This window comes from Pseudomonas capsici (genome assembly GCF_017165765.1).
GTDB classification, from domain to species: Bacteria; Pseudomonadota; Gammaproteobacteria; order Pseudomonadales; family Pseudomonadaceae; genus Aquipseudomonas; species Aquipseudomonas capsici.
Window position 1 is genome coordinate 154,625 of sequence record NZ_JAFGZD010000008.1, and the last position, 24,458, is coordinate 179,082.

Annotated in this window: 22 protein-coding genes and 1 pseudogene; 11 read left to right on the top strand and 12 right to left on the bottom strand. The window is 56.9% G+C overall.

Translation table 11 applies throughout. The features are described from left to right. The first annotated feature begins 1 nt into the window (after position 1). From JSY17_RS13665 to JSY17_RS13675, 3 genes are all read left to right on the top strand, one after another. Positions 2 to 1,267, top strand: a complete 1,266-nt coding sequence (locus JSY17_RS13665; protein ID WP_117163559.1) for an ABC transporter permease — start codon at positions 2 to 4, stop codon at positions 1,265 to 1,267. Positions 1,268 to 1,278: 11 nt separating this feature from the next. Next, positions 1,279 to 1,800 carry a DUF3299 domain-containing protein gene (locus JSY17_RS13670; RefSeq protein ID WP_117163560.1) on the top strand — a complete coding sequence of 174 codons (522 nt, stop codon included), beginning with the start codon at positions 1,279 to 1,281 and terminating at the stop codon, positions 1,798 to 1,800. A gap of 104 nt (positions 1,801 to 1,904) precedes the next feature. Then, positions 1,905 to 2,591 carry an OmpW/AlkL family protein gene (locus tag JSY17_RS13675; protein ID WP_117181957.1) on the top strand — a complete coding sequence of 229 codons (687 nt, stop codon included), beginning with the start codon at positions 1,905 to 1,907 and terminating at the stop codon, positions 2,589 to 2,591. Positions 2,592 to 2,655: 64 nt separating this feature from the next. On the opposite strand, the gene JSY17_RS13680 is transcribed toward JSY17_RS13675, so the two are convergent. The 4 genes from JSY17_RS13680 to JSY17_RS13695 all read right to left on the bottom strand — a co-directional run bounded on the left by JSY17_RS13680 (position 2,656) and on the right by JSY17_RS13695 (position 7,433). After that, on the bottom strand, positions 2,656 to 3,120 hold the full coding sequence (locus JSY17_RS13680; RefSeq protein WP_206401940.1) for a hypothetical protein: 465 nt from the start codon (positions 3,118 to 3,120) through the stop codon (positions 2,656 to 2,658). A gap of 206 nt (positions 3,121 to 3,326) precedes the next feature. Next, positions 3,327 to 4,256, bottom strand: a complete 930-nt coding sequence (locus tag JSY17_RS13685) for an NAD-dependent epimerase/dehydratase family protein (protein WP_206401942.1) — start codon at positions 4,254 to 4,256, stop codon at positions 3,327 to 3,329. Beyond that, on the bottom strand, positions 4,249 to 5,133 hold the full coding sequence (locus JSY17_RS13690) for a sugar nucleotide-binding protein (RefSeq protein ID WP_117184807.1): 885 nt from the start codon (positions 5,131 to 5,133) through the stop codon (positions 4,249 to 4,251). The genes JSY17_RS13685 and JSY17_RS13690 overlap by 8 nt, the downstream gene beginning before the upstream one ends. 119 nt (positions 5,134 to 5,252) lie before the next feature. Next, entirely contained in the window at positions 5,253 to 7,433 is a 2,181-nt protein-coding gene (locus JSY17_RS13695; protein ID WP_332875323.1) for a mechanosensitive ion channel family protein, read from the bottom strand. A gap of 100 nt (positions 7,434 to 7,533) precedes the next feature. Between JSY17_RS13695 and JSY17_RS13700 the strand changes: the two are divergent. After that, positions 7,534 to 7,644: pseudogene (locus tag JSY17_RS13700) on the top strand (DUF1348 domain-containing protein); the annotation flags it as partial. Between the two features lie 107 nt (positions 7,645 to 7,751). Here JSY17_RS13700 and JSY17_RS13705 read toward each other — a convergent pair. The 4 genes from JSY17_RS13705 to JSY17_RS13720 form a co-directional block, all read right to left on the bottom strand. Beyond that, on the bottom strand, positions 7,752 to 8,600 hold the full coding sequence (locus JSY17_RS13705) for a fumarylacetoacetate hydrolase family protein (protein ID WP_206401946.1): 849 nt from the start codon (positions 8,598 to 8,600) through the stop codon (positions 7,752 to 7,754). 38 nt (positions 8,601 to 8,638) lie between these two features. Beyond that, on the bottom strand, positions 8,639 to 9,373 hold the full coding sequence (locus JSY17_RS13710) for an SDR family oxidoreductase (protein WP_117181951.1): 735 nt from the start codon (positions 9,371 to 9,373) through the stop codon (positions 8,639 to 8,641). Continuing rightward, complete coding sequence (locus tag JSY17_RS13715; protein ID WP_206401948.1) at positions 9,373 to 10,764, bottom strand: MFS transporter; 1,392 nt, start codon at positions 10,762 to 10,764, stop codon at positions 9,373 to 9,375. The genes JSY17_RS13710 and JSY17_RS13715 overlap by 1 nt, the downstream gene beginning before the upstream one ends. Positions 10,765 to 10,947: 183 nt before the next feature. Then, positions 10,948 to 11,898 (bottom strand): LysR family transcriptional regulator, encoded by a 951-nt coding sequence (locus tag JSY17_RS13720; protein ID WP_200998775.1) that lies wholly within the window; start codon positions 11,896 to 11,898, stop codon positions 10,948 to 10,950. A gap of 115 nt (positions 11,899 to 12,013) precedes the next feature. Between JSY17_RS13720 and JSY17_RS13725 the strand changes: the two genes are divergently transcribed. Continuing rightward, positions 12,014 to 13,195, top strand: coding sequence for a fumarylacetoacetate hydrolase family protein (locus tag JSY17_RS13725; protein ID WP_206401950.1), 1,182 nt, complete (start codon positions 12,014 to 12,016; stop codon positions 13,193 to 13,195). Positions 13,196 to 13,242: 47 nt separating this feature from the next. Beyond that, the gene (locus tag JSY17_RS13730; RefSeq protein WP_200979625.1) at positions 13,243 to 15,030 is read left to right on the top strand and encodes an IlvD/Edd family dehydratase; all 1,788 of its coding nucleotides are present in this window, start codon (positions 13,243 to 13,245) and stop codon (positions 15,028 to 15,030) included. 51 nt (positions 15,031 to 15,081) lie between these two features. Here the strand turns inward: JSY17_RS13730 and JSY17_RS13735 are convergent, their stop codons facing one another. The 3 genes from JSY17_RS13735 to JSY17_RS13745 form a co-directional block, all read right to left on the bottom strand. Next, positions 15,082 to 16,242, bottom strand: coding sequence for an L-talarate/galactarate dehydratase (locus JSY17_RS13735; RefSeq protein ID WP_201014222.1), 1,161 nt, complete (start codon positions 16,240 to 16,242; stop codon positions 15,082 to 15,084). 161 nt (positions 16,243 to 16,403) lie between these two features. After that, on the bottom strand, positions 16,404 to 17,456 hold the full coding sequence (locus tag JSY17_RS13740; protein WP_206401952.1) for a LacI family DNA-binding transcriptional regulator: 1,053 nt from the start codon (positions 17,454 to 17,456) through the stop codon (positions 16,404 to 16,406). A gap of 130 nt (positions 17,457 to 17,586) precedes the next feature. Beyond that, a complete protein-coding gene (locus tag JSY17_RS13745) occupies positions 17,587 to 18,495 on the bottom strand; it encodes a LysR family transcriptional regulator (protein WP_206401954.1) in 909 nt (302 codons plus the stop codon). A gap of 134 nt (positions 18,496 to 18,629) precedes the next feature. On the opposite strand from JSY17_RS13745, the gene JSY17_RS13750 reads away from it, so the two are divergent. The 5 genes from JSY17_RS13750 to JSY17_RS13770 all read left to right on the top strand — a co-directional run bounded on the left by JSY17_RS13750 (position 18,630) and on the right by JSY17_RS13770 (position 23,705). Next, complete coding sequence (locus tag JSY17_RS13750) at positions 18,630 to 20,027, top strand: amidohydrolase family protein (protein ID WP_206401961.1); 1,398 nt, start codon at positions 18,630 to 18,632, stop codon at positions 20,025 to 20,027. 9 nt (positions 20,028 to 20,036) lie between these two features. Further along, the gene (locus JSY17_RS13755; RefSeq protein ID WP_206401962.1) at positions 20,037 to 20,510 is read left to right on the top strand and encodes a DMT family transporter; all 474 of its coding nucleotides are present in this window, start codon (positions 20,037 to 20,039) and stop codon (positions 20,508 to 20,510) included. Positions 20,511 to 21,141: 631 nt separating this feature from the next. Further along, a complete protein-coding gene (locus tag JSY17_RS13760; protein WP_223272550.1) occupies positions 21,142 to 21,786 on the top strand; it encodes a hypothetical protein in 645 nt (214 codons plus the stop codon). Next, a complete protein-coding gene (locus JSY17_RS13765; protein ID WP_206401963.1) occupies positions 21,779 to 22,645 on the top strand; it encodes an ImmA/IrrE family metallo-endopeptidase in 867 nt (288 codons plus the stop codon). The genes JSY17_RS13760 and JSY17_RS13765 overlap by 8 nt, the downstream gene beginning before the upstream one ends. Further along, complete coding sequence (locus tag JSY17_RS13770) at positions 22,638 to 23,705, top strand: beta family protein (RefSeq protein WP_206401964.1); 1,068 nt, start codon at positions 22,638 to 22,640, stop codon at positions 23,703 to 23,705. The genes JSY17_RS13765 and JSY17_RS13770 overlap by 8 nt, the downstream gene beginning before the upstream one ends. Here the strand turns inward: JSY17_RS13770 and JSY17_RS13775 are convergent. Then, positions 23,661 to 24,251, bottom strand: a complete 591-nt coding sequence (locus JSY17_RS13775) for a sce7726 family protein (protein WP_206401965.1) — start codon at positions 24,249 to 24,251, stop codon at positions 23,661 to 23,663. The genes JSY17_RS13770 and JSY17_RS13775 overlap by 45 nt on opposite strands. Between the last annotated feature and the right edge of the window lie 207 nt (positions 24,252 to 24,458).

Consider the following 24,458-nt stretch of genomic DNA (forward strand, 5'->3'; position numbering starts at 1 on the left):
GATGTATCTGTTTCGTCTGGCAATGGCCAGCCTGGCCAACCGCCGCTTCACCGCATTCCTCACCGTTTTCGCAATTGCCCTGTCGGTCTGCCTGTTGCTGGCCGTCGAGCGGGTGCGCACCGAAGCCCGCGCCAGCTTCGCCAGCACCATCAGCGGCACGGACCTGATCGTCGGCGCACGCTCCGGCTCGATCAACCTGCTGCTCTACTCGGTGTTCCGCATCGGCAACGCCACCAACAATATTCGCTGGGACAGCTTCGAGCATCTGGCCAATCACAAGCAGGTCAAATGGGCGATTCCGATTTCCCTGGGCGACTCCCATCGCGGCTACCGGGTGATGGGCACCAACGAGTCCTATTTCGAGAATTATCAGTACGGTCGCCAGCAGCATCTGGCGCTGGCCGAGGGCCGAGCCTTCCAGACCGATCCGTTTGAAGTGGTGCTGGGTTCGGAGGTCGCCAAGGCCCTGCATTACAAGCTGGGAGACAAGCTGGTGCTGGCCCATGGCGTGGCCGCGATCAGTCTGGTCAAGCACGATGACAAACCGTTCACGGTGGTGGGCATTCTGAAACCCACCGGCACACCGGTCGACCGTACGCTGCATATCAGCCTGGGCGGCATGGAGGCCATTCACATCGACTGGCACAACGGTGCACCAGCCCGGGGCAATGAGCGCATCTCTGCCGATCAGGCGCGCAACATGGACCTGACACCGACGGCAATCACAGCGGTCATGCTGGGCCTGAACAGCAAGATCGCGACATTCAGCCTGCAGCGCGAGATCAATGAGTTCCGCGGCGAGCCATTACTGGCAATATTGCCAGGTGTTGCCTTGCAGGAGCTGTGGAGCCTGATGGGCACCGCCGAAAAAGCCCTGTTCGTGATATCGCTGTTCGTGGTGCTCACCGGCCTGATCGGTATGCTGACGGCGATCTTGACCAGCCTGAACGAGCGTCGTCGTGAAATGGCGATCCTCAGATCGGTCGGCGCACGGCCCTGGCACATCGCAAGCCTGTTGATTCTCGAAGCCTTCGCCCTGGCACTGGCGGGCGTTGTCAGCGGGCTTGCACTGCTCTATCTCGGCATTGCACTGGCACAGGACTTTGTACAAAACAGTTACGGTTTATACCTGTCGGCTATGCCACCTGGCCAATATGAATGGAAATTGCTCGGTGGCATCCTTGCTGCCGCGCTGTTGATGGGGACTATCCCGGCATGGCGAGCCTACAGGCAATCGCTGGCCGATGGCCTGTCGATTCGCTTATGAGGAGCTTCACTATGCGGCGCCTGCTGATAACCCTGCTGTTCTCGGCCAGCACTTCGGTGTGGGCCGCCGAGCCGCGCGAGCTGACCTGGAGCGACATGATTCCACCCGATGCACCTGTCGTGGCGCCGATTACAGCGCCGATGCACGACATGTCGAAGCTGTCCGATGCACTGGCCATGGAGTCAGCACCGGCAGCCAGACAACTGGCACCCCATGCACCTGTCGTCAAGGCACTGGATGGCAAGCTGGTACGTCTGCCGGGGTACATCGTGCCGCTCGAGGTCAGCGAGGAAGGTCGAGTGACGGAGTTCTTGCTGGTGCCGTATTTCGGTGCCTGCATCCATGTTCCGCCACCGCCCGCAAACCAGATCGTACATGTCACCAGTGAACTGGGCGTGAAGGTCGATGAACTGTATCAGCCGTACTGGATTGAAGGACCGATGCAGGCAAAATCATCGACCAGCGAATTGGCCGAGGCGGGTTATCAAATGCAGGCAGACAAGATTTTTGTCTATGAATTGCCGGATTCGTGAAGTTCCAAAGGGCTCTCAACCGTTTCATTGAGCTGTATCAAAGTCGCCTCAAAACAGCGCTTTAACATTAGCCCATAAAACTTTTTGACCCCTTGGAGCCACTCATGAACAAGTCCTTGCTTCGCGCCTCTCTCATAGCCCTCGCCATCGCCGCTCCCACTGCCGCACAGGCCTATGAAGCGGGTGACTTCATCGTCCGTGCCGGTGCCGCACACGTTGACCCACGAGAAGACAGTGGCGAACTGAAGTTCGATGGCACCAAAGTCTCCGGCACCAAGGCCAACCTCGATGGTGATACCCAGCTCGGCCTGACCTTTGCCTACATGCTGACTCCCCATGTCGGTATCGAGCTGCTGGCAGCGACCCCTTTCAACCACACCGTTTCGGTCAGCGGCCTGGGTGCCGGACTCGACGGCAAGCTGGCCGATGTCAAACACCTGCCGCCTACCCTGTCCCTGCAGTACTACCCGATGGCACCTTCGTCGAAGTTCCAGCCTTATGCAGGCATCGGTATCAACTACACCACATTCTTCGACAACGACCTGACCAGCAACCGCAAGGATCAGGGCTTCAGCAACCTCAAGCTCAAGGACTCGGTTGGTCTGGCTGGCCAGTTGGGCGTGGACTACCTGATCACTGACAACGTTCTGCTCAACGCCTCGGTCTGGTATGTCGACATCGACACCGAAGCCACTGTAGACGGCCCGGCCGCTCTGGGCTTCAGCAAGACCAAGGTCGACGTGGACATCGACCCATGGGTCTACATGGTGGGCGTGGGTTACAAGTTCTGATCGATACCCCATCTCAGCAATAAACACACAAAGGCACCGTAATGGGTGCCTTTGGCGTTTTTGGCTAACAGCGAGTTATCTGAAACAGGGAACCGTCCACGTGTGCGATAGAAATGCGTGCCTGATCGCCCCGCTCTTCAGGTAATTGCACATTGTAGAACGCCAGCAGAAACCGCTCGGGCGAGAGTGGAGTACGGCTAGCGCAATCAAAAAACCTGCTGACAACGAATAAAAGAACACCTATCGAAAGAATGGCACCGGGATATATCTGAATGAGCTGTACAAAAGTCGGCCCGGTCTGAGGACTGTAACTTATGGTTTCAGGACCGAACATGCTCGTTAAACCGCCGACCAGAATCATCAGCCAGGAAGTAATGCCAAACAACATGAAACATATATACCGAAGCTTTTTGTCAGTAACCTTTTCTCGTTCAAGATACTGAGAATACTCATCTACGAAGCCTGCCACGACCAGCTTGCACGGCACGGTTTCGACCTTGACGAAACGGACGTCGCTTTCACCCTGCATATCTCATACGCTCCGTTTAAAAAGGCGCTGGATGCTATAAGGCTATTCAAACGGTTTTAAGGTTCAAAAAAAAGCTGACTACATTGATTGCAGAAAGGTCCTACGAGCCAAAAGGAAAAACTTTAGCCCGGAATAATCGCTGGCGGTGGTTGTTGCCTGAAGGCCTGCTCCCATAGATAAACTTGCGAGAGCAGGCAAATCAGTATTCAACGTCCCAGCAAACGCGCCAGCCCGACACTCAGCGGTGTCGTCTCTTGCAGCGTGAAACGCTCCAGCAGACGCCGGTTATCGGCCCGTGAATGGCGAATGTCGCCAGAGCGCGGAGCCTGATAAGTGACTGGCGGCAAGCTACCGACTACGTCCGTCAGAGCCGCCAACAGCTCATTGAGCGAAGTAGCCTTGTTCAGACCGACGTTGATCGCGTCTTCGGCGGGGTTGGTCTGCTCCAGCGCCTGGGTCAACAGCCTTGCCAGATCGCCGATGTAGAAAAAGTCCCGGGTCTGCTCGCCATCGCCAAACACGGTGATCGGCAGCCCTTTCTCGGCACGCTCGGCAAAGATACTGATGACACCGGAATAAGGTGACGAAGGATCCTGACGCGGGCCGAAAATATTGAAGAAGCGAAAGATGACCGGCTCGAAACCGTGCTGACGACGATAGAAGTCCAGGTACTGCTCGCTGGCCAGCTTGTCCGACGCATAAGGCGTCAACGGCGACTTGGGCGTGTCTTCGGTGATCGACTCGCCTTCGCCATTGTTGCCGTACACCGCAGCACTGGAAGCGAACAACACACGCTTGATACCCGCCTCACGCATGGCTTCGCAGACGTTCAGGGTGCCGATGAAATTGCTCTGGTGGGTTTTGACCGGGTCTTCTACCGAGGCCTGCACCGAGGCAACCGCCGCCAGATGCACAACAGCCTGACAGCCCTGGGCTGCACGGGTTACCAGGGCACTGTCGGCGACATCGCCTTCGATCAGCTCGAGACGAGAATTATCCAGCTGCAGATTGCTGCGCTTGCCGGTCGAGAGGTCGTCGAGGATGCGTACTGCATGCCCCTGGGCCAACAAGGCATCGGCCAGGTGCGAGCCAATGAAGCCAGCACCGCCGGTAATCAGGATTGGAGCGTCAGACATGTCGATAGTACCGATCCAGCAGGCTTGGCAACCCCGCACGCCAGGCGCGAGGCTTGATGCCGAAGGTATGGAGAATTTTCTTGCAGGCCAGCACGCCATGTTGCGGCTCTTGCGCGGCATCGGGCCGTGCGGCGTGGGCCTGCGCAGTAGGCGATTCGATGGCCAGAGGATGCAGCAGGCGCGCCTCGGTGAGGACAGCCTGCCCCAGCGCCAGCGGCGTCGTGGCCTCGTGACCGGCGTAGTGGTAGGTCCCCCACAGCGGAGCCTCGCAGTCGAGCTGCTTGAGAACCGAAATGAGGACCCGTGCAGCATCGTCGACCGGCGTCGGATTGCCGCGCCGGTCATCGGCCAGCAACAACTCTTCCGGCTGTTCGGCGCGGGTCAGGAAGCGACCCAGCACGCCGTCGGCGCTGTCATCCAGCAACCAGCCGAAACGTACCAGCACATGTTGCGGACAAGCCGCACGCACGCTCTGTTCGATACGCCACAAGGCCTGGCCACGCAGCCCCAAAGGCACAGGATCGTCCTTTTCGCTGTAGGCAGTCGCCCGCGAGCCATCGAACACTCGGTAGCTGGAAGGCTGAACAAGAATGATGTTGTGGTGCTGACACAATTCGGCCAGGCGCTCCACGGAGCGTTCCTGGTGGGTCAGACGCGCTTCGCTCACTGTCTCCGCCTGAAACCAGTCGAAGTAGTAAGCAAGGTTGATCAAGGCATCGGGACGGGTGTCATCGAGCAGTTGCGTCAGGCTCGCTGCGTCCCAACCGTCTTGCGGTGGACGCGGCGCGAGGAAACCAATGTCTTCCTCGGCACCCAGACGAATCAGCGCTTGCCCGAGGGCATTCCCGCCGCCCAATAGCATAAGGCGCATTCGCATAGAGTCAGCAGGCTCGGTAAATCATCAAGTAATCAGGTGAAAAACGCCTGCAAACATATCACGTTGGCCGCTAACCCCCAATACTTGCAGCCAGGCAGCGAATTCATTGGCCAATCAACTCACTGCTCTGGTGCAGGTGCAGGTGCAGGTGCGGGAGCCTGTGTCTGGGCTGGATTCATCACCACCTGTGGATAAGTCTGGGCAAAGCGCACATCCGGGTGTTTATCCACAAGCCGCTTGAGGCGTTCGTTGAAAGCACGGCCCACACTGTATTGCCCGCCCGACGAAGTGCGGAACTGAGCAGTCAGCACCACGCCATTGAGATCCATACGGTCCACCCCGAACACTTCCAGCGGCCCTTGCAGGTTGTTCTTGAGCAGAATGTCCTCGGTGATCGACTGCCCTGTTTCACGAATCAGCGCCAGGGCTTCATCGATATCGGAGTCATAGGTGAACTGCACCGAGAAGAACGCATAGGCAAACTGCCGGGACTGGTTGGTGACAGCCTTGATCTGCCCGAACGGCACCGAATGCACGAAGCCTTTGCCGTCACGCAGGCGTACGGTACGAATCGTCAGGCTTTCCACAGAGCCGGAATGGCCGGTACTGAGCACCACCCAGTCGCCGACGGAAAAGGTGTCTTCGATGATGATGAACAGACCGGTGATGACATCCTGTACCAATTGTTGCGAACCGAAACCGATGGCCAGGCCAACCACACCCGCACCGGCCAGCAGTGGCGCGACATTGATCCCCAGGTTGGCCATGGTGGTAATCGCGCAGATCACCACCAGAATGATTTTCACCGCATTGCGTAGCAACGGCAGTATGGTCTTGATTCGCGTGCTGGGCTGACGCGCATTGCGATGGTTGAGGGGAGGCTTGAGGGCTTCCTGAATGGCCGTGTCGAGCACCACCCACAGCAGCCAGGTCACCAGAAAGATCAACCCGATGCTGCTCAGCGAATCGCTGATCACCCGGCCCAGGGTATTGCGCTGGGCGAACTCGAACATCGAGAAGCCCCAGATCCGCCCCAGGATTTCGATGAACGCCACTGCCAGCATGATCCGCAGCATCGCATAGACCAGCCGCAGCAGACGCGCCTTGTACACATGCCCGCCGCGCCCCCCTTCTTCGGCAGGTTTGAACATGTGCTCGAATACCGTGCTCAGGAACACCGTCGCAATCAGCAACAAGGTGGTGAACAACGCACAGCGCAGGGTTTGCTGGCTGTCTTCGCCGGCACCGATGAGGTTGATGGCCGAAACCAGGATCATCAACAGGATCGGCAAATGCCAGAGGTTGGAGAATATCTTCAGAGATCGCTGCAGTGCAGGCCTTTGCATGCGGCTGCTCAGCGAACGGTTGCGAATCAGGTGGGCAATCGGGCGACGCACCTTGATCACCAGCATGCAGAACACGACCGAAGCGAACAACCCGGTGAACACAGATACGCTGGTGGTGAAGTTACTGCCCAGTTGCCGGGCGATCTGCGGGCTGGTCAGTGCATCGCTCAGCGCCGCCAGAAAGCCGATGATGAACAGCGGCCGCGGGCTGTAGCGACGGATCATGCGCACCGCTGCACGCTTGTGTCCCGAGTTGAACATGACGATGACGCACAGCAGCACAGACGTGGAAACGATGCCGCTGCTGGTCGCATAGGCAAAACAGAGCGCCAGCGCACGCCCCACGGAAGACGGCATGAAGTGGCTGACGTACAGCGTCAGTGGCAGACAGATCACTGCAGGCAGCGTGAAAGGCAGCACATATTTCAAGAGCGCCTGGCTGCGCTCACGGACCTGAAGGAATGGTCGTCGATTCAGACGGACCGCCAGAAAACGCCCCAGAGTGGTCAGCACGGCAAACGCACCGATCCACACCACCGACAGAATCAGGAAATCGCCCACCACACTCCAGGGAGAGCGTGCCGTGCGCTTGTTGACCAGATCGCCAATCTCGTCGGCCGCACGGTCGGCCCGCAAACGCCAGGCGTCCCACAGGCTCTCGTCCAGATTGAGGGTCTTCTGGATGTCATCGATGCTGGTGCTGATCGCGCCGAGCAGACCACCCTGCACCAGAATCTCGGCAGCCGGAGGCTCGGCCTCTGCGGGTTTCTCCTCGGGCTTTTCGGCGGCCTTCTCATCGGGTTTGTCGGCCTTTTTCTCGGATTTATCAGCCGCCTTGTCGTCGACAGGAGCTGCTGCCGCCATGGGGAGAGCAGGCACGTCGGCGGCCTGAACATGAAAACTGCCTGCGCAAAACAGCAGCCCCAACAGGATCAAGGTTCTTAACTGAGACACCGGGCAGCTTCTCCTTCGTTGAATGAGCAACAGAGCCAAAAACTCCCTGCAACTGATCCCGGTTCGGGCCGCAAGTTCGATTGCGGCGGTAAAAGCGTGGCGCTTCGCCTGCATCCATGACCTGCCGATCAAGGAGTCGGAGCGCAAGTTCCACTGGCCGATTGGACGCTGGCCGGATGATCATCCGGGGCTTTCTGAATTGGGGATGTGATTTTTCGCGAATGAATTCGCTTGTACCGATGCCACATATTTTTCATGCCGCCGTCGCGGGCAAGCGCGCTCCTGCTGCCCAGCAGGAACGCGCTTGTCCGCGACAGATCAATCAGCCTGCACCGTCACTTGCTGCTGCTCACCCAGCCCTGCAATACCCAGGCGCATGGTCTGGCCCGGACGCAGGAAAACCGGAGAGGGTTTTACACCCAGGCCGACACCCGGCGGCGTGCCGGTGGAAATCACATCGCCTGGCTGCAAACTCATGCAGCGGCTCAGGTAGGCAATCAACTGCGGGATATTGAAAATCAGCGTGCGCGTATTGCCCTGCTGATAGCGGTGCCCATCGACCTCCAGCCACAGGTCGAGCGAATGTGGATCGGCAATTTCATCACGGGTCACCAGCCAGGGGCCGATAGGACCAAAGGTGTCGAAACCTTTGCCTTTATCCCAGGTGCCACCGCGCTCCAGTTGCCACTCGCGCTCGGACACGTCGTTGATCACGCAATACCCGGCCACATGCTCCATGGCATTGGCTTCGTCGATATAGCGCCCGCCCTTGCCGATGACCACGCCCAGCTCTACTTCCCAATCGGTCTTGACCGAGCCACGCGGGATTTCCACTGCATCGTTCGGCCCGCAGATGGCACTGGTCCACTTGTTGAAGATGATGGGTTCTCTGGGCACTTCCATATTGGATTCGGCAGCATGGTCGGCGTAGTTCAGGCCGATGCAGATAAACTTTCCCACCTGTCCGACGCACGGCCCGATGCGCGGCTTGCCCGGCACCAGGGGCAGGCTGGCCGGATCAATGGCAGCCAGTGCCGCCAGACCCTCGGGGCTCAAGACATCGCCGGCAATATCCGCCACATGAGCGCCAAGATCGCGAATCTGGTTGTTGGCATCCAGCAGGCCGGGTCTTTCCGAACCTTTCTCGCCGTAACGTAGCAATTTCATCGGGTTCTCCTGTTTCTGTCGAAGATACAAACCGGGATTCAGATACTCATGCCGCCATCGATGACATGCAAAGCGCCTGTAGTGTAGGACGAGGCATCAGAGCCCAGATAAAGAGCCAGTCGAGCGATTTCCTGCGCAGTGCCGAGCCGCCCCATGGGCTGACGCTCGACAAACTGCCGATAGACCTGCTCCTGCGAAAGACCTTGCTGTTGCGCCTGCTGCGCAATGCGTGTGCGCAGCGAAGGCGAGTCCACAGTGCCGGGACAAATGGCATTGCAGCGAATGCCCTGCCCAATGAAATCTGCCGCGACCGATTTGGTCAGCCCCACGACAGCCGCCTTGCTGGCGGTGTAGGCAAAGCGATTGGGCACGCCTTTGATGCTGGAAGCCACCGACGCCATATTGATGATCGAACCACCGCCGCGCTCCAGCATGCCGGGCAGAAAAGCCCGGATCATGCGGTACATGGCCGTGACATTCAGGTCCATGGAACGGCTCCATGCGGCCTCATCGCACTCGAAAATAGTGCCCGCATGCACGTAACCCGCGCAGTTGAACAGTACATCCACCGGGCCGACCTGATCGCGGATGGCCAGGATGTCATGGGCCGAGGTGACATCCAGAGTCAGGGCCTGCAGACCTTCCACCTTTTGCAGCTCGCGGATGTCGATATCCGTCGCAATCACTTCGGCCCCCGCCTCGGCAAAGGCCATGGCGCTGGCCAGACCGATGCCCTGGCCACCTGCGGTAATCAGAACGCGCTTGTTCTTCATCATGCTTTCTCCATGCCCAGATGATTGGGGAGCACAGACCTGGCGGTGCTTGCCTTGCCAAGCATGCTGCCGGGAATCGCCAGAATCAGCCCGCCACTGACCAGCAAGCAGAGCGCCAGCACATAGGTCCCGTTATTGATGTTGCCGGTAAGCGTTTCGGCGACTGCCGTTATCATCGAACCGGTGAAACCGGACAGATTGCCAATGGCGTTGATCATGCCGATCCCGGCTGCGGCGGCGACACCGGACAGCAGGGTTCCCGGCAAGGTCCAGAAAATGGGCATCAGGCTCAGGATTCCCGAAGCAGCCACCGTCAGAAACAGCACGGAAAGCATCAGATCCTGAGAGAAGTAAGCGCTGAGAATCAGGCCAACCCCGCCAATGAACGCCGGAATCGCCGCATGCATGCGCCGCTCGCCGGTGCGATTGGAATGCCGGGCATTGAGTAGCATCGCGACGGTGGCCACGCCATAGGGAATGGCAGTCAGCAGGCCGATATGCAATGTGTTGGAAATACCGGCGCTCTTGATGATCGAAGGCATCCAGAATGCCAGGCCGTAAAAGCCGGTATTGAAGGTCAGCAGAATCAGCACCAGCAGCCACACACGCGGATTGAAGAACACTTCACTCAGGCGCGTAGCCTTGCCGTGGCTGTCCTTTTGCAGATTGGCCTTGAGCAAGGTCTTCTCTGCCGCCGAGAGCCATTTGGCCGAATCGATGTTGTCGCACAGGCAGACAATCACGACGCAGGCCATGACGATCGAAGGAATGCCTTCGATGATCAGCATCCACTGCCAGCCCGCCATGCCCTGCACGCCGTTCATGCTGCTCATCAACCAGCCCGACAACATGCCGCCCAAGGTCAGGCTGACCGGCAAGGCCATCAGAAAACCCGACATGACCCGGCTTTGCCGATGGGTCGGAAACCAGTAATTGAGGTAGAGAATGACGCCGGGAAAGAAACCGGCCTCGCAGACACCCAGCAGAAAACGCAGCACATAGAACATGGTGCTCGGCTCAATGCTGAACACTCTTGCCAGAGGCACCGTAAAGGCCACGGCAATCGAAACTATCGCCCAACTGAACATGATCCGGGCGATCCAGAAACGGGCACCGAACCGATGCAGCAACAGGTTGCTGGGTACCTCGAACAGGAAATAGCCCCAGAAAAACACACTGGCGCCCAAGGCATAGACCGTATTGCTGAATTGCAGGTCATTGAGCATATCCAGCTTGGCGAAACCGATATTGACCCGGTCCAGATAGGCCGCCATGTAGCACAGCAGCAGGATGGGCAGAATTCTGAGGATGACCTTGCGGTAAGTTCTATCTTCGAAAGCGGGGTCGTGAGCGGGCGCACTGGCGCGCTGGCCATCAGCGTGGATTTGCATGGGAGTCACCCTTGGCACATCTATGTGCCTGATTGTTTTTATTGAAGGGATCGTTGTCGGGAGAAGAGACGATTACCCGATCACGTGCAGAAGCTGATGGGTAATCTATGCCACGGATCGATTCAGTCCCAATGGCATTTTTGGATTGAGCGATAACAGACGGTTATCGATCTGCTGCCCGTTTCAGGCCGGTTTTTCCTGAGCCAGACGAGCGTTTTCCAGCAGAATGGCGGCGAACTCCAAGGCAGGCCCGGTCAACTGATCGCCCTTGCGGGTCAGAATGCCGTAGTACTGCGGCGTCAGATGCATTTGCGTTTCCAGGGTCTTGAGCAATCCGCTTTCCAGATGGGGCGCAACCATGGCGTCGGGCAACATGCCGATCATCGGACCGCTCTGCAGTACCTTCAAAAAGGTCTGCATGGAAATGGTATCGATAGTGTTGCGCGGAACCTGCACGCCAGCACTGGCGAACGCCTCTTCCATGCGGCCGCGAATCGGCGTGCCCTTGGGATAAAGCATCCACGGCCAGTCCACCAGTTGCTGCAAGGTCATGGGGCCGGAATCGCATAACGGGTGCCGACTGTTGACCACAATGCTGAACGGCTCGGGTGCCAGCGCCTGAAAATCGTAGCGCTGTTGCTGCGCCTGATCGGTAAAGCGCCCGATGGCCAGATCCAGAGTCCGCTCTTCCAGCATTTCCATCAGGTGATCGCTGGTCTGCTCGACCACTTCAATGGCCAGCAACGGCCAGCGCTCCTTGATCTGCACAATGGCTTCAGGCAGCACCACCGCCGTCGCGGCAAAGATACCGCCGACCTTGAGATGGCCATGGCCACCGGCACTGAGGTTATTGATCTGCTCGACGAAAGTCTTCGCGTCGTTCAGTGCCAGCTGCGCATAACGCACCACCTGAACGCCAAGGGCCGTAGGCACCATGCTGCGCGGCAATCGCTCGAAAATCGCAAAGCCGAGCAGGCTTTCCAGCTCCTTGAGCATCTTGCTCAGGGCCGGCTGACTGAGGTTCATCTGCTGGGCTGCCAGATGCATGTTCTGCGTGCGGCCCAAGGTGTCGATCAGGGTGAGGTGGCGGAATTTGAGCCAACTGCAGAAGTTGGAGAATGACAAGTCCGACATGGTTTTCCCTCTGCAAGGCAATAACGCCAGGTTATCGATAAGTGAGAATTTGCCATTGGAGTTTATCCACAGGCCAACCTAGCGTGCAGCTTTTATGGATCAGGAAGCTTGCGCCATGCCGATCAACCTCACGTCCGAAAACACCCTGCCCGTCGACAGCCAGTACGCAACCCTGATCGGTCGTGCCTGGATTCCCGGCACCGTGGCGGGCCCCTCGCCCATCGTTGTGCGGGCCGATGGCGTGTTCGACCTGTCCAGACACTTCGCTACCCTCAGTGATCTGCTTGAACAGCACCAGCCTGTACAAGCCCTTGCTCATGCACCGGGCGATTTCATTGCCAGCGTCGAAGAACTGCTGGCCAACACCGGCGCGCATGCCGATCACTCGAAACCCTTCCTGCTGCCCCCCGTGGATCTGCAAGTCATCAAGGCTGCGGGCGTTACCTTTGCCGCCAGCATGATCGAGCGCGTGATCGAGGAAAAAGCCGGTGGTGACGCAGCCTTGGCCGAAGGTGTTCGCGCCACCGTTCGGGAGGTGATCGGTGACAACCTGCGCGCTGTCAAACCCGGCTCCGAGCAGGCCATGCGCCTGAAGGCGCTGCTCATCGAAAAAGACATGTGGTCGCAATATCTGGAAGTGGGCATTGGCCCGGATGCCGAGATTTTCACCAAGGCGCCCGTGCTGGCCGCCGTGGGCAGCGCCAGCCAGATCGGCATTCATCCCGGTTCACAGTGGAACAACCCCGAGCCGGAAGTAGTACTGGCGGTGAACAGTCGAGGTCAGGTCCACGGCGCGACGCTGGGTAACGACGTCAATCTGCGCGATGTGGAAGGGCGCAGCGCGCTGTTGCTGGGCAAGGCCAAGGACAACAATGCGTCCTGCGCCATCGGCCCGTTCATACGGCTCTTCGATGAGCATTTCGGGCTCGACGATATCCGCAACTGCGTCATCGATCTGCAAGTACGTGGCGAGGACGGCTATCTGCTGCATGGTTCCAGTTCCATGGATCAGATCAGCCGTGATCCGCTGGATCTGGTAAGCCAGACCCTCAACGCCCATCACCAGTACCCGGATGGTTTCATGCTGTTCCTGGGCACCTTGTTCGCCCCCACGGAGGATCGCGATCATCCCGGTGCCGGGTTCACCCACAAGACCGGCGACCTGGTGCGCATCAGCAGCCCGTTGCTCGGCAGCCTGCACAATCAAGTCACCCATAGCGACATCGCATCGCCCTGGACCTTCGGCATCGGCGCCCTGCTGCGTAACCTTTCGGCACGAGGATTACTGGCCCGCTGAAACTGACAGCCCCTCAAGACTCAATCGACAACAAGAGAACAATAAACATGAGCCTGCCCCCGAAACGCCCCCTGCGCAGCCAGCAATGGTTCGACGACCCCGATCACGCCGACATGACCGCCCTCTATGTCGAGCGCTACATGAACTACGGCCTGACGCGAGACGAGTTGCAGTCCGGTCGACCGATCATCGGCATCGCCCAGACCGGCAGCGACCTGACACCCTGCAACCGCCATCACCTCGAACTGGCCCAGCGGGTCAAGGCAGGCATCAGGGATGCAGGCGGCATTCCCATGGAGTTTCCCGTCCACCCGATTGCCGAGCAGAGCCGTCGCCCGACAGCAGCTCTGGACCGCAATCTGGCGTATCTGGGACTGGTGGAAATCCTGCACGGTTATCCTCTCGATGGCGTGGTGCTGACCACCGGCTGCGACAAGACCACTCCAGCCTGCCTGATGGCTGCGGCGACAACCGACTTGCCCGCCATTGTGCTGTCCGGCGGGCCGATGCTCGATGGCCATCACAAAGGCGAACTGATCGGTTCCGGCACCGTACTCTGGCACGCCCGCAAGCTGCTGGCAGCTCAGGAAATCGACTACGAAGGCTTCATGGAAATGACCACGGCAGCGTCCCCGTCCGTCGGGCACTGCAACACCATGGGCACGGCACTGTCGATGAACGCGCTGGCCGAAGCACTGGGCATGTCGTTGCCCGGTTGCGCCAGCATCCCGGCCCCGTATCGCGAACGCGGGCAGATGGCCTATGCCACGGGCAAACGCATCTGCGAACTGGTACTGCAGGACATACGCCCCTCGCAGATCATGACCCGTGAGGCCTTCGAGAATGCCATTGCCGTGGCCTCGGCGCTGGGTGCCTCCAGCAATTGTCCGCCTCACCTGATCGCCATCGCCCGGCATATGGGCGTCGATCTGAGCCTGGACGACTGGCAGCGCATCGGCGTGGATGTGCCATTGCTGGTCAACTGCATGCCTGCCGGTAAGTATCTGGGGGAAGGTTTCCACCGCGCTGGCGGTGTACCAGCAGTGATGCATGAACTGCAGAAAGCCGGACGTCTGCATGAAGACTGCGCGACCGTCAGCGGCAAAACGGTGGGCGAAATCGTCCGTCATTCGCTCACCAGCAATACCGATGTGATCCTGCCCTACGACGCACCGCTCAAACACAAAGCAGGCTTCATCGTGCTCAGTGGTAACTTCTTCGACAGTGCCATCATGAAGATGTCGGTCGTGGGCGAAGCCTTCCGAAAAAGCTATCTGTCCCAACCCGGTGCCGAAAACAGCTTTGAGGCCCGTGCCATCGTTTTTGAAGGACCGGAGGATTACCACGCACGCATCAATGACCCGACACTCGATATCGATGAGCGCTGCATCCTGGTGATTCGCGGTGCGGGCACCGTCGGCTATCCCGGCAGCGCCGAGGTGGTGAACATGGACCCGCCCGCCGAGCTGATCAAACGCGGTATCGACTCCCTGCCCTGCCTGGGCGACGGTCGGCAGAGCGGCACCTCGGCCAGCCCGTCGATTCTCAATATGTCGCCGGAAGCAGCCGTCGGCGGCGGCCTGGCATTGCTGCGCACCAATGACCTGCTGCGCGTGGATCTCAACGCCCGTTCAGTCAACCTGCTGGTGGATGAGGCCGAACTCGCCCTACGTCGCGAGGCCTGGACACCGAATATCCCGCCCTCACAGACGCCGTGGCAGGAGCTTTATCGGCAACTGGTCGGCCAGTTATCCACAGGCGGCTGCCTGGAACCGGCCACGCTGCACATGAAAGTGATTGCCCGCAGCGGCGGCGCACCACGGCATTCGCACTGAGGATAAAAAGACCGCCCGGCATTCGCCGCATGCCGGGCGGTCAAAAACGCTTTATGGATGGGTGCCGACTTCTGCGACCTGCGCAGTCCACGGTTTGACCTGCTCGCTCAGCGATAGGCCCAGGCCTGGGCGAGTCGGCACCAGCATGCGGCCATCACGGGTTTCCAGACGCTCATTGAACAGCGGCTCAAGCCACTCGAAATGCTCCACCCAGGGTTCGGTCGGATAGGTCGCTGCCAGATGAACATGCAGCTCCATGGCAAAGTGCGGCGCCAGCATCACCCCGGCCTGCTCGGCCATGGCCGCGACTTTCAGGTACGGCGTGATACCGCCCACACGCGGGGCATCCGGCATCAGGAAGTCGGCACCACGCAGTTTGATGAATTCGGCGTGTTCGGCAACGCTGGTGAGCATTTCCCCGGTCGCAATCGGCGTATCGAACTGTTGAGCCAGCGCGGCATGGCCCTCGGCGTCGTAGCAGTCCAGCGGTTCCTCGATCCAGATAAGGTTGAATTCCTCGAAACGGCGGCACATGCGCTGGGCGGTCGGGCGGTCCCACTGCTGATTGGCGTCGACCATCAATGGGAAATCATCCCCAAGGTGCTTGCGAATCGTGCTGACGCGATGAATATCGACGGCGCAGTCCGGCTGCCCGACTTTCAGCTTGATACCGCCGATGCCCTTCTCACGGGACAGGTCGGTGTTCTTCATCAACTGATCCAGCGGGGTATGCAGAAAACCACCCGAGGTGTTGTAGCAACGCACCGAATCACGCTGGGCACCCAGCAGCCGCGCCAGAGACAGATTCGCGCGCCTGGCTTTCAGGTCCCAGAGCGCAACGTCGAAGGCACCGATGGCCTGGGTCGACATGCCGCTGCGCCCTACCGAAGCACCCGCCCAGCAGAGCTTGGTCCACAGCTTGGCAATGTCACTGGGATTTTCGCCAATCAACGCAGGAGCGATTTCCCTGGCATGGGCAAACTGCCCCGGCCCGCCAGCACGTTTGGAGTAGCTGAAACCCAGGCCACGATGGCCGTCTACCGTTTCGATTTCCGCGAACAGAATGGCGATTTCAGTCATCGGCTTTTGTCGACCGGTAAGCACCTTGGCATCACTGATCGGATTGGCCAGCGGCAGGAATACCGAAGACACCTTGACGTAGGCAATCCGGTCATCATCGGAAGACTTGAGGTTTTGTTGTTGTACGGGCATCGGAATCTTCTCCATGGTATCCGGGACGGAAAGGAATGATTGCGCAATCATCCACGCTCAAAAAAAGGTCACCGCATGACCGCGCCGGTGACCATGCAAGCGATCTTACAGTGATTGCGCAATCATTCAACGATGCATCGCCCATATTCGAAAAAAGAAACTCAGGTACTCTGGCGGTCGATCAAGGTGAAACCCGTGTCGACTCGCACTGGGTCAGCGCTGCCTGCAGGATATTTGAAGCGGTCCAGAAGCGCCTGCGCGATCTGATCCCCAATGCGCTTGCCATCGACACTGACAGTCGAAAGCGCCGGGTAAACCTGAGCGGCGCTGCTCAGATCTCCGAAGCCCATCACCGCAAGATCCTCCGGCACACGCAGCCCTCGGCTGGCAGCTTCGGCCAGAACGCCTTGGGCCACCGTGTCGGAACTGCACACCACCACATCCGCAGATTCAGCGCTCTCCAGCAATTGCCGCAGCCCTTCCCGACCGGTTTCCAGGGTCGCGGGCGGTGTCAGCACTTGCATTGGCACTTGCTTGATGCCGTGCCGGCTCAATTCCGCTATAAGGCTGTTGCAGCGCCGCAAGCCGCGGGGGTCGCTGATGGTCACCACAGAGAAACGCTTGTACCCCTTGGCGAGCAGATGCCGGGCGGTGGCCTGACCTACGCCTTCGTGGGAAAAACCGACCAGCATATCGAGCGGGTTCTCACTCAAATCCCAGGCTTCTACAACCGGAATACCCGACTGTGCCAGCCGCAGACGACTGGACTCGGTGTGCAGCGTCCCGGTCAGCACGATGCCATCAGGACGACGGCCCAATACCGCTTCAAGCAGCTTTTCTTCCTGCTCCGCCGAATAACCGGTGAGCCCCAGAAGCGTCTGGTAACCGGCCTCGGTCAGACGATCCATCAACGCCTGCACGGTATCGGCAAAAATGGAGTTGGCAATGGTCGGCAGGAAAATCGCCACCAATCGGCTCTTGTTACTGGCAAGCCCGCCAGCCAGCATGTTCGATACATACCCGGTCTTGCGCACCGCCTCGAGCACCTTCTCCCGCGCCTCCTTGCTGACCACCTCAGGACGATGCAAGGCCCGGGAAACCGTGATCGGCGAAACACCCGCCACCTTCGCCACGTCGATCAGCGTAAGGCTCGATGCCTTCTTGGACAGCGATGAATCGGCTGCCTCGGACGATTTGCCTGCTTTTTTCGCCATGATGGTTCCGGGTCTGGAGCGGTAGGATTTGGTGGGGTGGGAATTTATCAAAGCTGAGAAGGGTGACGGCCCTGTCGGTTGATTAAATTTGATCAGTCTACCCGCTTCAGCCGCACCGGCATGCTTCGGTTCAAGGTATTCCCGCATCGCTGTCTCGGATAAGCCCCGCAACCCAATCAGCAAACACTCGTACAGCAGGCGAGAGAAAACGCTGGTGTGGGTAGAGCAAGGTAACCGGTACGGGCGCTGGCTGCCAATCTGCCAAAACCTCGATCAGCCGCCCCTCCCGCAAATGCTCAGATACGACATTTTCAGCGAGCTGGGCCAGACCAAACCCTTCCAGACACATTTTTATGTACAGGCCTGTCTCATTGGCCGCCACTACCCCGTTCACCGGGACTGTCACTTTCTCGGATCCGCTGGTAAAAGACATTTCGCCCGCTCGCCGCGCACTTCCTGAAAAATAATGAATGGCCCGATGGTGGGACAAATCTTGCGGCGTCTGCGGGGTACCGTTTTCTTTGAGGTAGGCCTCTGAAGCACATGTCACCCAGCGAAACCGACCGAGAGGGCGCGCAACAAGTGTAGAGTCCGTGAGCTCCCCTGTCCGAATGACGCAATCAATGCCTTCCTGAATCAGATCAACCTGGCGATCGTTCACGCCGACCATCAGATAGATATCTGGGTAACGCCTGTAAAAGTCCTTGAGGTTTGGCATGACGATGAAATGCGCAATGCCGCCTGGCATATCGACTCGCAAACGCCCCTGAGGCCGCTGGGCCGAATTCGTCAGACTGGATTCCGTATGCTCTATCAACTCCAGTATTTGCCGACATTGAGTCAAATAACTTGCACCCTCGGGCGTCAGGCTGACCCGCCGCGTTGTCCTGTTCAGCAAGCGCACTTGCAGGTATTTCTCAAGACTTTTGACGCTGCCGGTCACTGTCGAGGCTGGCAGGGAAAGTGTCTGCGCTGCATGAACGAAGCTTCCAGCTTCTGCAACACGCACAAAGACCTGCATTGCCTGAATACGGTCCATGGTTTTTTCCTCAGCCCGACGCCCGAACAAGCGAGACTATTCGTGATTACTGAATAATCAAAACAGTTTACCCGTCTTTTTCGGAACTATCATTTTTCGTACCTTTTTCATGTGAAATTTGAAAGGTGACCGAAATGACCGACTACAACCGTACTATCGTGCAGGCTCCGGCCTCGCCTGCTACCCGCACGCTTATCCGTGGCGCCACTGTTCTGAGCATGGACGGTGAGGTAGGCAATCTGGTGCGCGGCGACATCTTGATCGAAGGCGACACAATCAAGGCCGTACAGGAACATATCGAGGCCAACGATGCCACAGTCATCGAGGCATCCGGGATGATTGCAATGCCGGGAATGGTCGACACTCATCGCCACTCCTGGGAGGGGCAACTACGTCGTCTGAATCCAAACGCTGAAACGCTTGAAGATTACTGCAACGCAACGCACTTTTCGTTTGCCAAATACTATCGCCCGGCTGACATGTACATCGGCAACCTGCTCACTGCACTGGGCTGCATCGACGCTGGCATCACCACTCTGGTGGATAACTCACATAACAGTCGCACCGGGGCACACTCTGACGCGGCGGTCGAGGCATTGCTCGATGCTGGCATCCGCTCTGTACACGCTTGCGGAGCGCCTGTCGCCGGGGAATGGGACAAAGCTCACTGGCCCGGCAACCTGGAGCGCCTGCAGGAAAAATATTTCAAATCCGGCGACAACAAGCTGATCTCGCTCGCAGTGATGGCGCAGTTGGAACCCGAGCTATGGGCTGAAGCTCGACGACTGGGCCTGCCCATCATCACCGAATTTTTCGGTGGAGACATGGCGGCCGAGCTGGAAGGGCTGTATCGGGAAGGCTTGCTGGGCTCCGATAACATCTTCAACCATTGCACCGCTCTGCCGGAATCAGGATGGGAAATCCTTCGTGAAACTGGCGTGCGGGTCAATGTGTGTCCGCGCTCAGATGCCCACTACGGCATCGAGGACGGAATGTTTGCGATGCAGTCCGCTCTGCGTCACGGTATCAATCCAGGTCTGAGCGTCGATAACGAGACGTCTTACAGTGGCGACATGTTTATGGAGATGCGGGTGGCGTTTTACCTGCAGCGCGTCATGGGCATGCATCAACAGCGCTGCTGCGATTCAGACCATCATCCCGTGACACTGCCCGCCCACAGCCTGCTCAAGGCCGCCACTGTCGATGGCGCCGCCTGTGCAGGACTGCAGGACAAAATCGGTAGCCTGGCCCCCGGAAAACAAGCCGACTTGATACTTATCAAAGCGCAGGACGTAAACCTTTATCCGGTAGGCAACGCATTCGGCACCGTAGTGCATGCAGCCGAGCGCAGCAACGTCGACACGGTCCTGATCGCTGGGCGCATCGTCAAGCAAAACGGAAAGGTACTGGGCGTGGATAGCGAGCGACTCCGTGCAGCTATCGACGAATCCCGTGAGCATTTATTTGCTGCTGCGGGCTATCAGCCTGACATCTTTGCCGAGACGTTTTTGCCACTTGAATCGGCCCGGTAAGGAGGCGAGATGAGTGCGATCTATTATCCGCTGGCCATTTGCGCAGGACTGGGCATAACCCTGCAGACCACGCTGAACAGTCAACTAGCCAAGGGTATAGGGGGAGACTCTGTAGCGGCGGCTCTGTTCTCATTTACCGCCGGCGCAGTGTGCCTGGGCCTCTTTTCACTCATTCGCGGTGGGATGGTGACTTCTTTGGTCGCTATTTCAGCCCAACCCTGGTGGAGCTTGCCGGGCGGTCTGCTGGGGGCCAGCGCACTGCTTGGCTACGTGGTGCTTGCACCCAAAATCGGCCTTTCAGCTCTGCTTGGGCTCGCTATCGCCGGGCAGATTACCTCGTCGCTGGTTATCGATCATTTCGGCCTGATGGGGGCAGCTCAAAGACCTGTGTCCGCCATCAAACTGGGAGGAGCAATAGTGATGATCGCTGGCTTGGCCATCACCCTGTTCGGTGACAGATGGTCAGCTCTTCTATCCCGCTGACCTCTGCGTTTCACCCACCAAGTCAATCAGGATTTCACCGAATTGGCAGAATCAGCTGGAAGACTTCACCGACTCAATGCAGCAACGCTTGAGACAGAAACGCTGGACTTTCTGAGGTGAGGTTTGCAGGGCTGCCTGCATAGTCGATTTTTATCCTTGCTCCGCAAAATCTGTAAACAACAAAAAAGCGAAGCCACATCGATGGCTTCGCTTCTCATGTTTACAACTCTGAAAAGCTACGGGTCAGAACGGGGGTGCTGATAAAAGACTGTAATTTATTGAAAAATATGAATTTATTAGCATTATCTGGGTTTCAACCTGAATTTTGTAAAGCAAATCGCTTGAAAATCAGCGTTGTAGGCAAGCTGAAGCCCGCGTAAAGCTAGCGGTCTCAGAATCTGTAAAGATAGAAATTTGAGGCGCCAAGCTAAAAAAACGACCAAAAAAGTGACGGACAAATTTATCTGTAAAGCTTTTCGTAAAGCTAGCATCGCAACCGGTTGGTGACGAATAACGGGCATTGAGGGCAAAACCAAACGGTGTCATCATATGGCCATCAATAGGGATAGGGATTTCCACATGACGCCGTTCGGATTAGCCGTCTACCTAGCCAAGGAAGGTGGGCGCCTTCATGAGTGAGCCTACACTTGAGTGCCGTCATACAGGGCAGCAAGTCCCCTACCAAATCCACCAGGGCCTAGCGCCCCGGTACGTGTTTCAACTGAGTGAGCAATGGGACACCGAAAAGCATCGGATTATGGGCCAGCTTATAGCCGACTTTCCTGATGCCGCCGCCGACGCCAACGTACTCTTCGATCAATTGCCCACTTATGGGCTTTCTGATTTCCATTGGAGTTGGCTGGACAAGGCTTTCGCGTTCCGGAGCGATGATTACCACTGGTTTTTCCTAAGTGCTCTGGGACGGATTCAAGCGACATGCGTGATCTATCACCCCAAAAAAAGCCGTCTGGATGGCGAACGCATTTTCTACATTGATTACGTTGCCTCGGCGTATTGGAATAGAGATCGACCGAACTATGAAAAACAGTTTGGAAGCGTCAGTCGTATTCTGATTGCTCATGCCTCACATTACGCTATCAACACCTTGGGCTACCGCCCAGGCTTCTGCCTGCATTCTCTGCCGACTGCAGAGGGGTATTATCGTTACCTTGGCATGATTGAGTATGGGGCTGATGCTGAAAAAGAAAATCTTCGGTATTTTGAAGCCCCTCCTGACATAGCTGGGAAGCTTGCAGGGGAGGCACATCATGTCTGACACTCCAGAGAGTTTCCCAGAGGATTTTGAGGTCTTCCCTTCCTCGCGGGTTGCCGCAGTCGACTTCACAGCCGCTCTCGTAAGCTTGAGAAAAGCGTTGAAGCCAGCGGATGCAAAAACGCACGCCCGACCAGGGGAAGCCTATAACGACTTCCTCATCAGGCTTGCGCTCAATGCAACAAACAACAGCGCAGTGCTCTATCGGAAGAATCACTCGGCTGAAGAGACCAAGATTCAAGCATGGTTATCGTTGGTTAGTGAGAAGTCCAAATATGCTGTCTTGAGCCAAGAGTTTCCTAAATTCCAGGGGTTGAGCCGTGAGCAGTTGAGGGAGATTGCACTCCTAAGCTTAGAGCCAAGCCGCACGACGTCACTCATTGAGTTTCTCGCTAGAACCTATGGTGTGCTCTTGGTGGTGGAGCCAGGATTCAAGTCCATGAAGATGGACGGATGCACCTTCAAGCTCTCACAGGGCACTCCCGTCGTAGGCATAGCACTTCGGTACAACCGGTACGATAGCTTTTGGTTCACGCTAATGCATGAACTAGCACATATTTCCTTGCACTACCAACATCTTGACCAGCCTATCTTAGATGACTTTGAAGAAAATAATGAATCTGAAATAGAGATCGAAGCCAATATAATCGCTAAAGATAGTCTGGTCTCGCGAGAGAATTGGCGATTGATTTGGAATGCCCGAACCGACAAGCGTCAGTTTCTTATGTACTGCGAGCGAGCAAGTGTGCACCCTGCTATTGCCGCCGGAATGCTTCGCCATCAAGCTAAAAACTACAAGCTCTATCCTGAACTTGTCCAAGTCATAAATTTGCGTGAGGCTTTCGGATTTGCAGATGATTAAGTACATTCCGTTTTTAAAATTTAAGCAAAATGAAATTCAGGGTGTTGCTCAACTCGATTCAGGCATTAGAAATCAGATAACGCCTCTGTATGATGTTCCTCGCTCTCAAAACGTAATGACCGAGATCGAGATACTAAAGCGAATAAGACTAGCTGCCACCGAGCTAAAAAAATCCAAAGATGCTAACTCTGAGTATTGGTTTTTCGTAGACAACCTTGACATTGACGAAAGCATCAATCTTTCAGGCACTTTCCAGTATCGGTATATTATTAATGCCCTCAGAGACTACAGGCTGATGCCGGTAGTTGCACTAGATAGAAGTGCTGATCACAACGTAGCAGCCTTGGATTTCATTAGAATGAAACCGGGGTCGCTTGGAGTGCGCTTACAAGAAACGGATATCGAGAGCTACGGTATTACCAAGCCAAGACTTGACCTCCTATGGAATGAGATTCGGGCTGCTCAGCCTGCAGGTGTTGTTCTTCTTATAGATCTCCGAATCGTGAATGATCATGCTGAATCTAAGAGAAAAGTTGAACGCTTTCTGTCCAGGTTCAAGCAGGATTTCCACGTTGATGCAACATCGGTATCCGGGTCTGTAATCCCAGGAAATATCGCAACCTTGATAGGCACGGACGTCCAAAAACATGTGGTGCGAGAGGAATACCGGCTGTGGCGTACGTTAACGAACTCGCCTGATTACCAGCATGTCCTATATGGAGATTACGGCGTGGTAAGCCCTGAGTATTCGGATCTTGATCTAAATCCGGAACTTATGAGTGGTGTATCAACGCCAAAAGTCTTTTACACACATAGCGACCAGTTCTATATATCACGTGGCAGACGATTCAAAACCCATGGTTATCAGCAGTATTTCGCCATTTCCGACGACATTGTTGGGCAGGCTTTTTATCGGGGAGCTGCATATTCATACGGCGATAGCTATATTCATGAACGAAGCTATCTTTCTGCACGTAGGCCGCCTAAGGGTGGGAGCCCAAGTACGTGGATAAAATCACTTACTGCCGCTCATATCACGTTCATTGTTAATACCATTTAATGGCCGACTAACAACAGCGCTCTGAATTCCACTTAGGGCGTCCTCTTTAGTAATCCGCGCACTAATTGCCGTGGCAATGTCTGCCCGTGTGAAGGATTTTTTTAATAAGACTTGAGGATGTGCGTTAGCAATCGCAGTCAGCTCTGCCTTCCAGAGCATCAACAAAGCCTTTTCCTTGCAAAAGCTAGGGTTTGTGCCTGCCTTCCGGATATAGCTGAGCACGACACGATCCCTTCGCACTTTAGCTAGCACTAGGCCCCAGTGCTCGGGAGCATGTGCAGCAGCCCATTTCAAATGGTTCTCAGTTGTAACCAAAGTAAGTTTAGGAAACGACTGAGAATAGAATTCAGATTGGGCTAGTAATCGCCTGACGTTGTCAGTCTGCCCTTTAATCTCGTAGCAATGCATTTCTCGATAGCACGCAACCACATCAGCAATGGCATTACCATTGTCGATGGTGAGTTCTTCAAGTACCCGAGCAGGCTTAGGCGTCCGCCTCAACAAGTGGTCAACCAAAGCGTTTCGTATTTCTTTATCTCTGAGCACTCAGAGCTCCAGACGTATGCAAACGCAGGATTTTAGCCGATGAGGCTCATTGTTGGGAGCCTGATGGAGGTATGTGATGAAGGCTCCAGCGCTTGGCGTCGGGGTCATTAGCGTCGGAAACAGCCCTACCGTCAGTGCTAGATAGCGTTGCGAGTGATAGCCTATTGGATTACCTCGGCTTCAACCAGCACCACCAGAGCACAACAT

Coding starts and splice junctions, on each gene's coding strand:
- JSY17_RS13720 (WP_200998775.1), bottom strand. CDS start 11,898: ATGTCGGACTTGTCATTCTCCAACTTCTGCAGTTGGCTCAAATTCCGC.
- JSY17_RS13680 (WP_206401940.1), bottom strand. CDS start 3,120: ATGCAGGGTGAAAGCGACGTCCGTTTCGTCAAGGTCGAAACCGTGCCG.
- JSY17_RS13685 (WP_206401942.1), bottom strand. CDS start 4,256: ATGTCTGACGCTCCAATCCTGATTACCGGCGGTGCTGGCTTCATTGGC.
- JSY17_RS13745 (WP_206401954.1), bottom strand. CDS start 18,495: ATGGACCGTATTCAGGCAATGCAGGTCTTTGTGCGTGTTGCAGAAGCT.
- JSY17_RS13710 (WP_117181951.1), bottom strand. CDS start 9,373: ATGAAGAACAAGCGCGTTCTGATTACCGCAGGTGGCCAGGGCATCGGT.
- JSY17_RS13735 (WP_201014222.1), bottom strand. CDS start 16,242: ATGCCCGTACAACAACAAAACCTCAAGTCTTCCGATGATGACCGGATT.
- JSY17_RS13765 (WP_206401963.1), top strand. CDS start 21,779: ATGTCTGACACTCCAGAGAGTTTCCCAGAGGATTTTGAGGTCTTCCCT.
- JSY17_RS13760 (WP_223272550.1), top strand. CDS start 21,142: ATGAGTGAGCCTACACTTGAGTGCCGTCATACAGGGCAGCAAGTCCCC.
- JSY17_RS13705 (WP_206401946.1), bottom strand. CDS start 8,600: ATGAAATTGCTACGTTACGGCGAGAAAGGTTCGGAAAGACCCGGCCTG.
- JSY17_RS13670 (WP_117163560.1), top strand. CDS start 1,279: ATGCGGCGCCTGCTGATAACCCTGCTGTTCTCGGCCAGCACTTCGGTG.
- JSY17_RS13725 (WP_206401950.1), top strand. CDS start 12,014: ATGCCGATCAACCTCACGTCCGAAAACACCCTGCCCGTCGACAGCCAG.
- JSY17_RS13675 (WP_117181957.1), top strand. CDS start 1,905: ATGAACAAGTCCTTGCTTCGCGCCTCTCTCATAGCCCTCGCCATCGCC.
- JSY17_RS13770 (WP_206401964.1), top strand. CDS start 22,638: ATGATTAAGTACATTCCGTTTTTAAAATTTAAGCAAAATGAAATTCAG.
- JSY17_RS13690 (WP_117184807.1), bottom strand. CDS start 5,133: ATGCGAATGCGCCTTATGCTATTGGGCGGCGGGAATGCCCTCGGGCAA.
- JSY17_RS13665 (WP_117163559.1), top strand. CDS start 2: ATGTATCTGTTTCGTCTGGCAATGGCCAGCCTGGCCAACCGCCGCTTC.
- JSY17_RS13750 (WP_206401961.1), top strand. CDS start 18,630: ATGACCGACTACAACCGTACTATCGTGCAGGCTCCGGCCTCGCCTGCT.
- JSY17_RS13755 (WP_206401962.1), top strand. CDS start 20,037: ATGAGTGCGATCTATTATCCGCTGGCCATTTGCGCAGGACTGGGCATA.
- JSY17_RS13730 (WP_200979625.1), top strand. CDS start 13,243: ATGAGCCTGCCCCCGAAACGCCCCCTGCGCAGCCAGCAATGGTTCGAC.
- JSY17_RS13715 (WP_206401948.1), bottom strand. CDS start 10,764: ATGCAAATCCACGCTGATGGCCAGCGCGCCAGTGCGCCCGCTCACGAC.
- JSY17_RS13740 (WP_206401952.1), bottom strand. CDS start 17,456: ATGGCGAAAAAAGCAGGCAAATCGTCCGAGGCAGCCGATTCATCGCTG.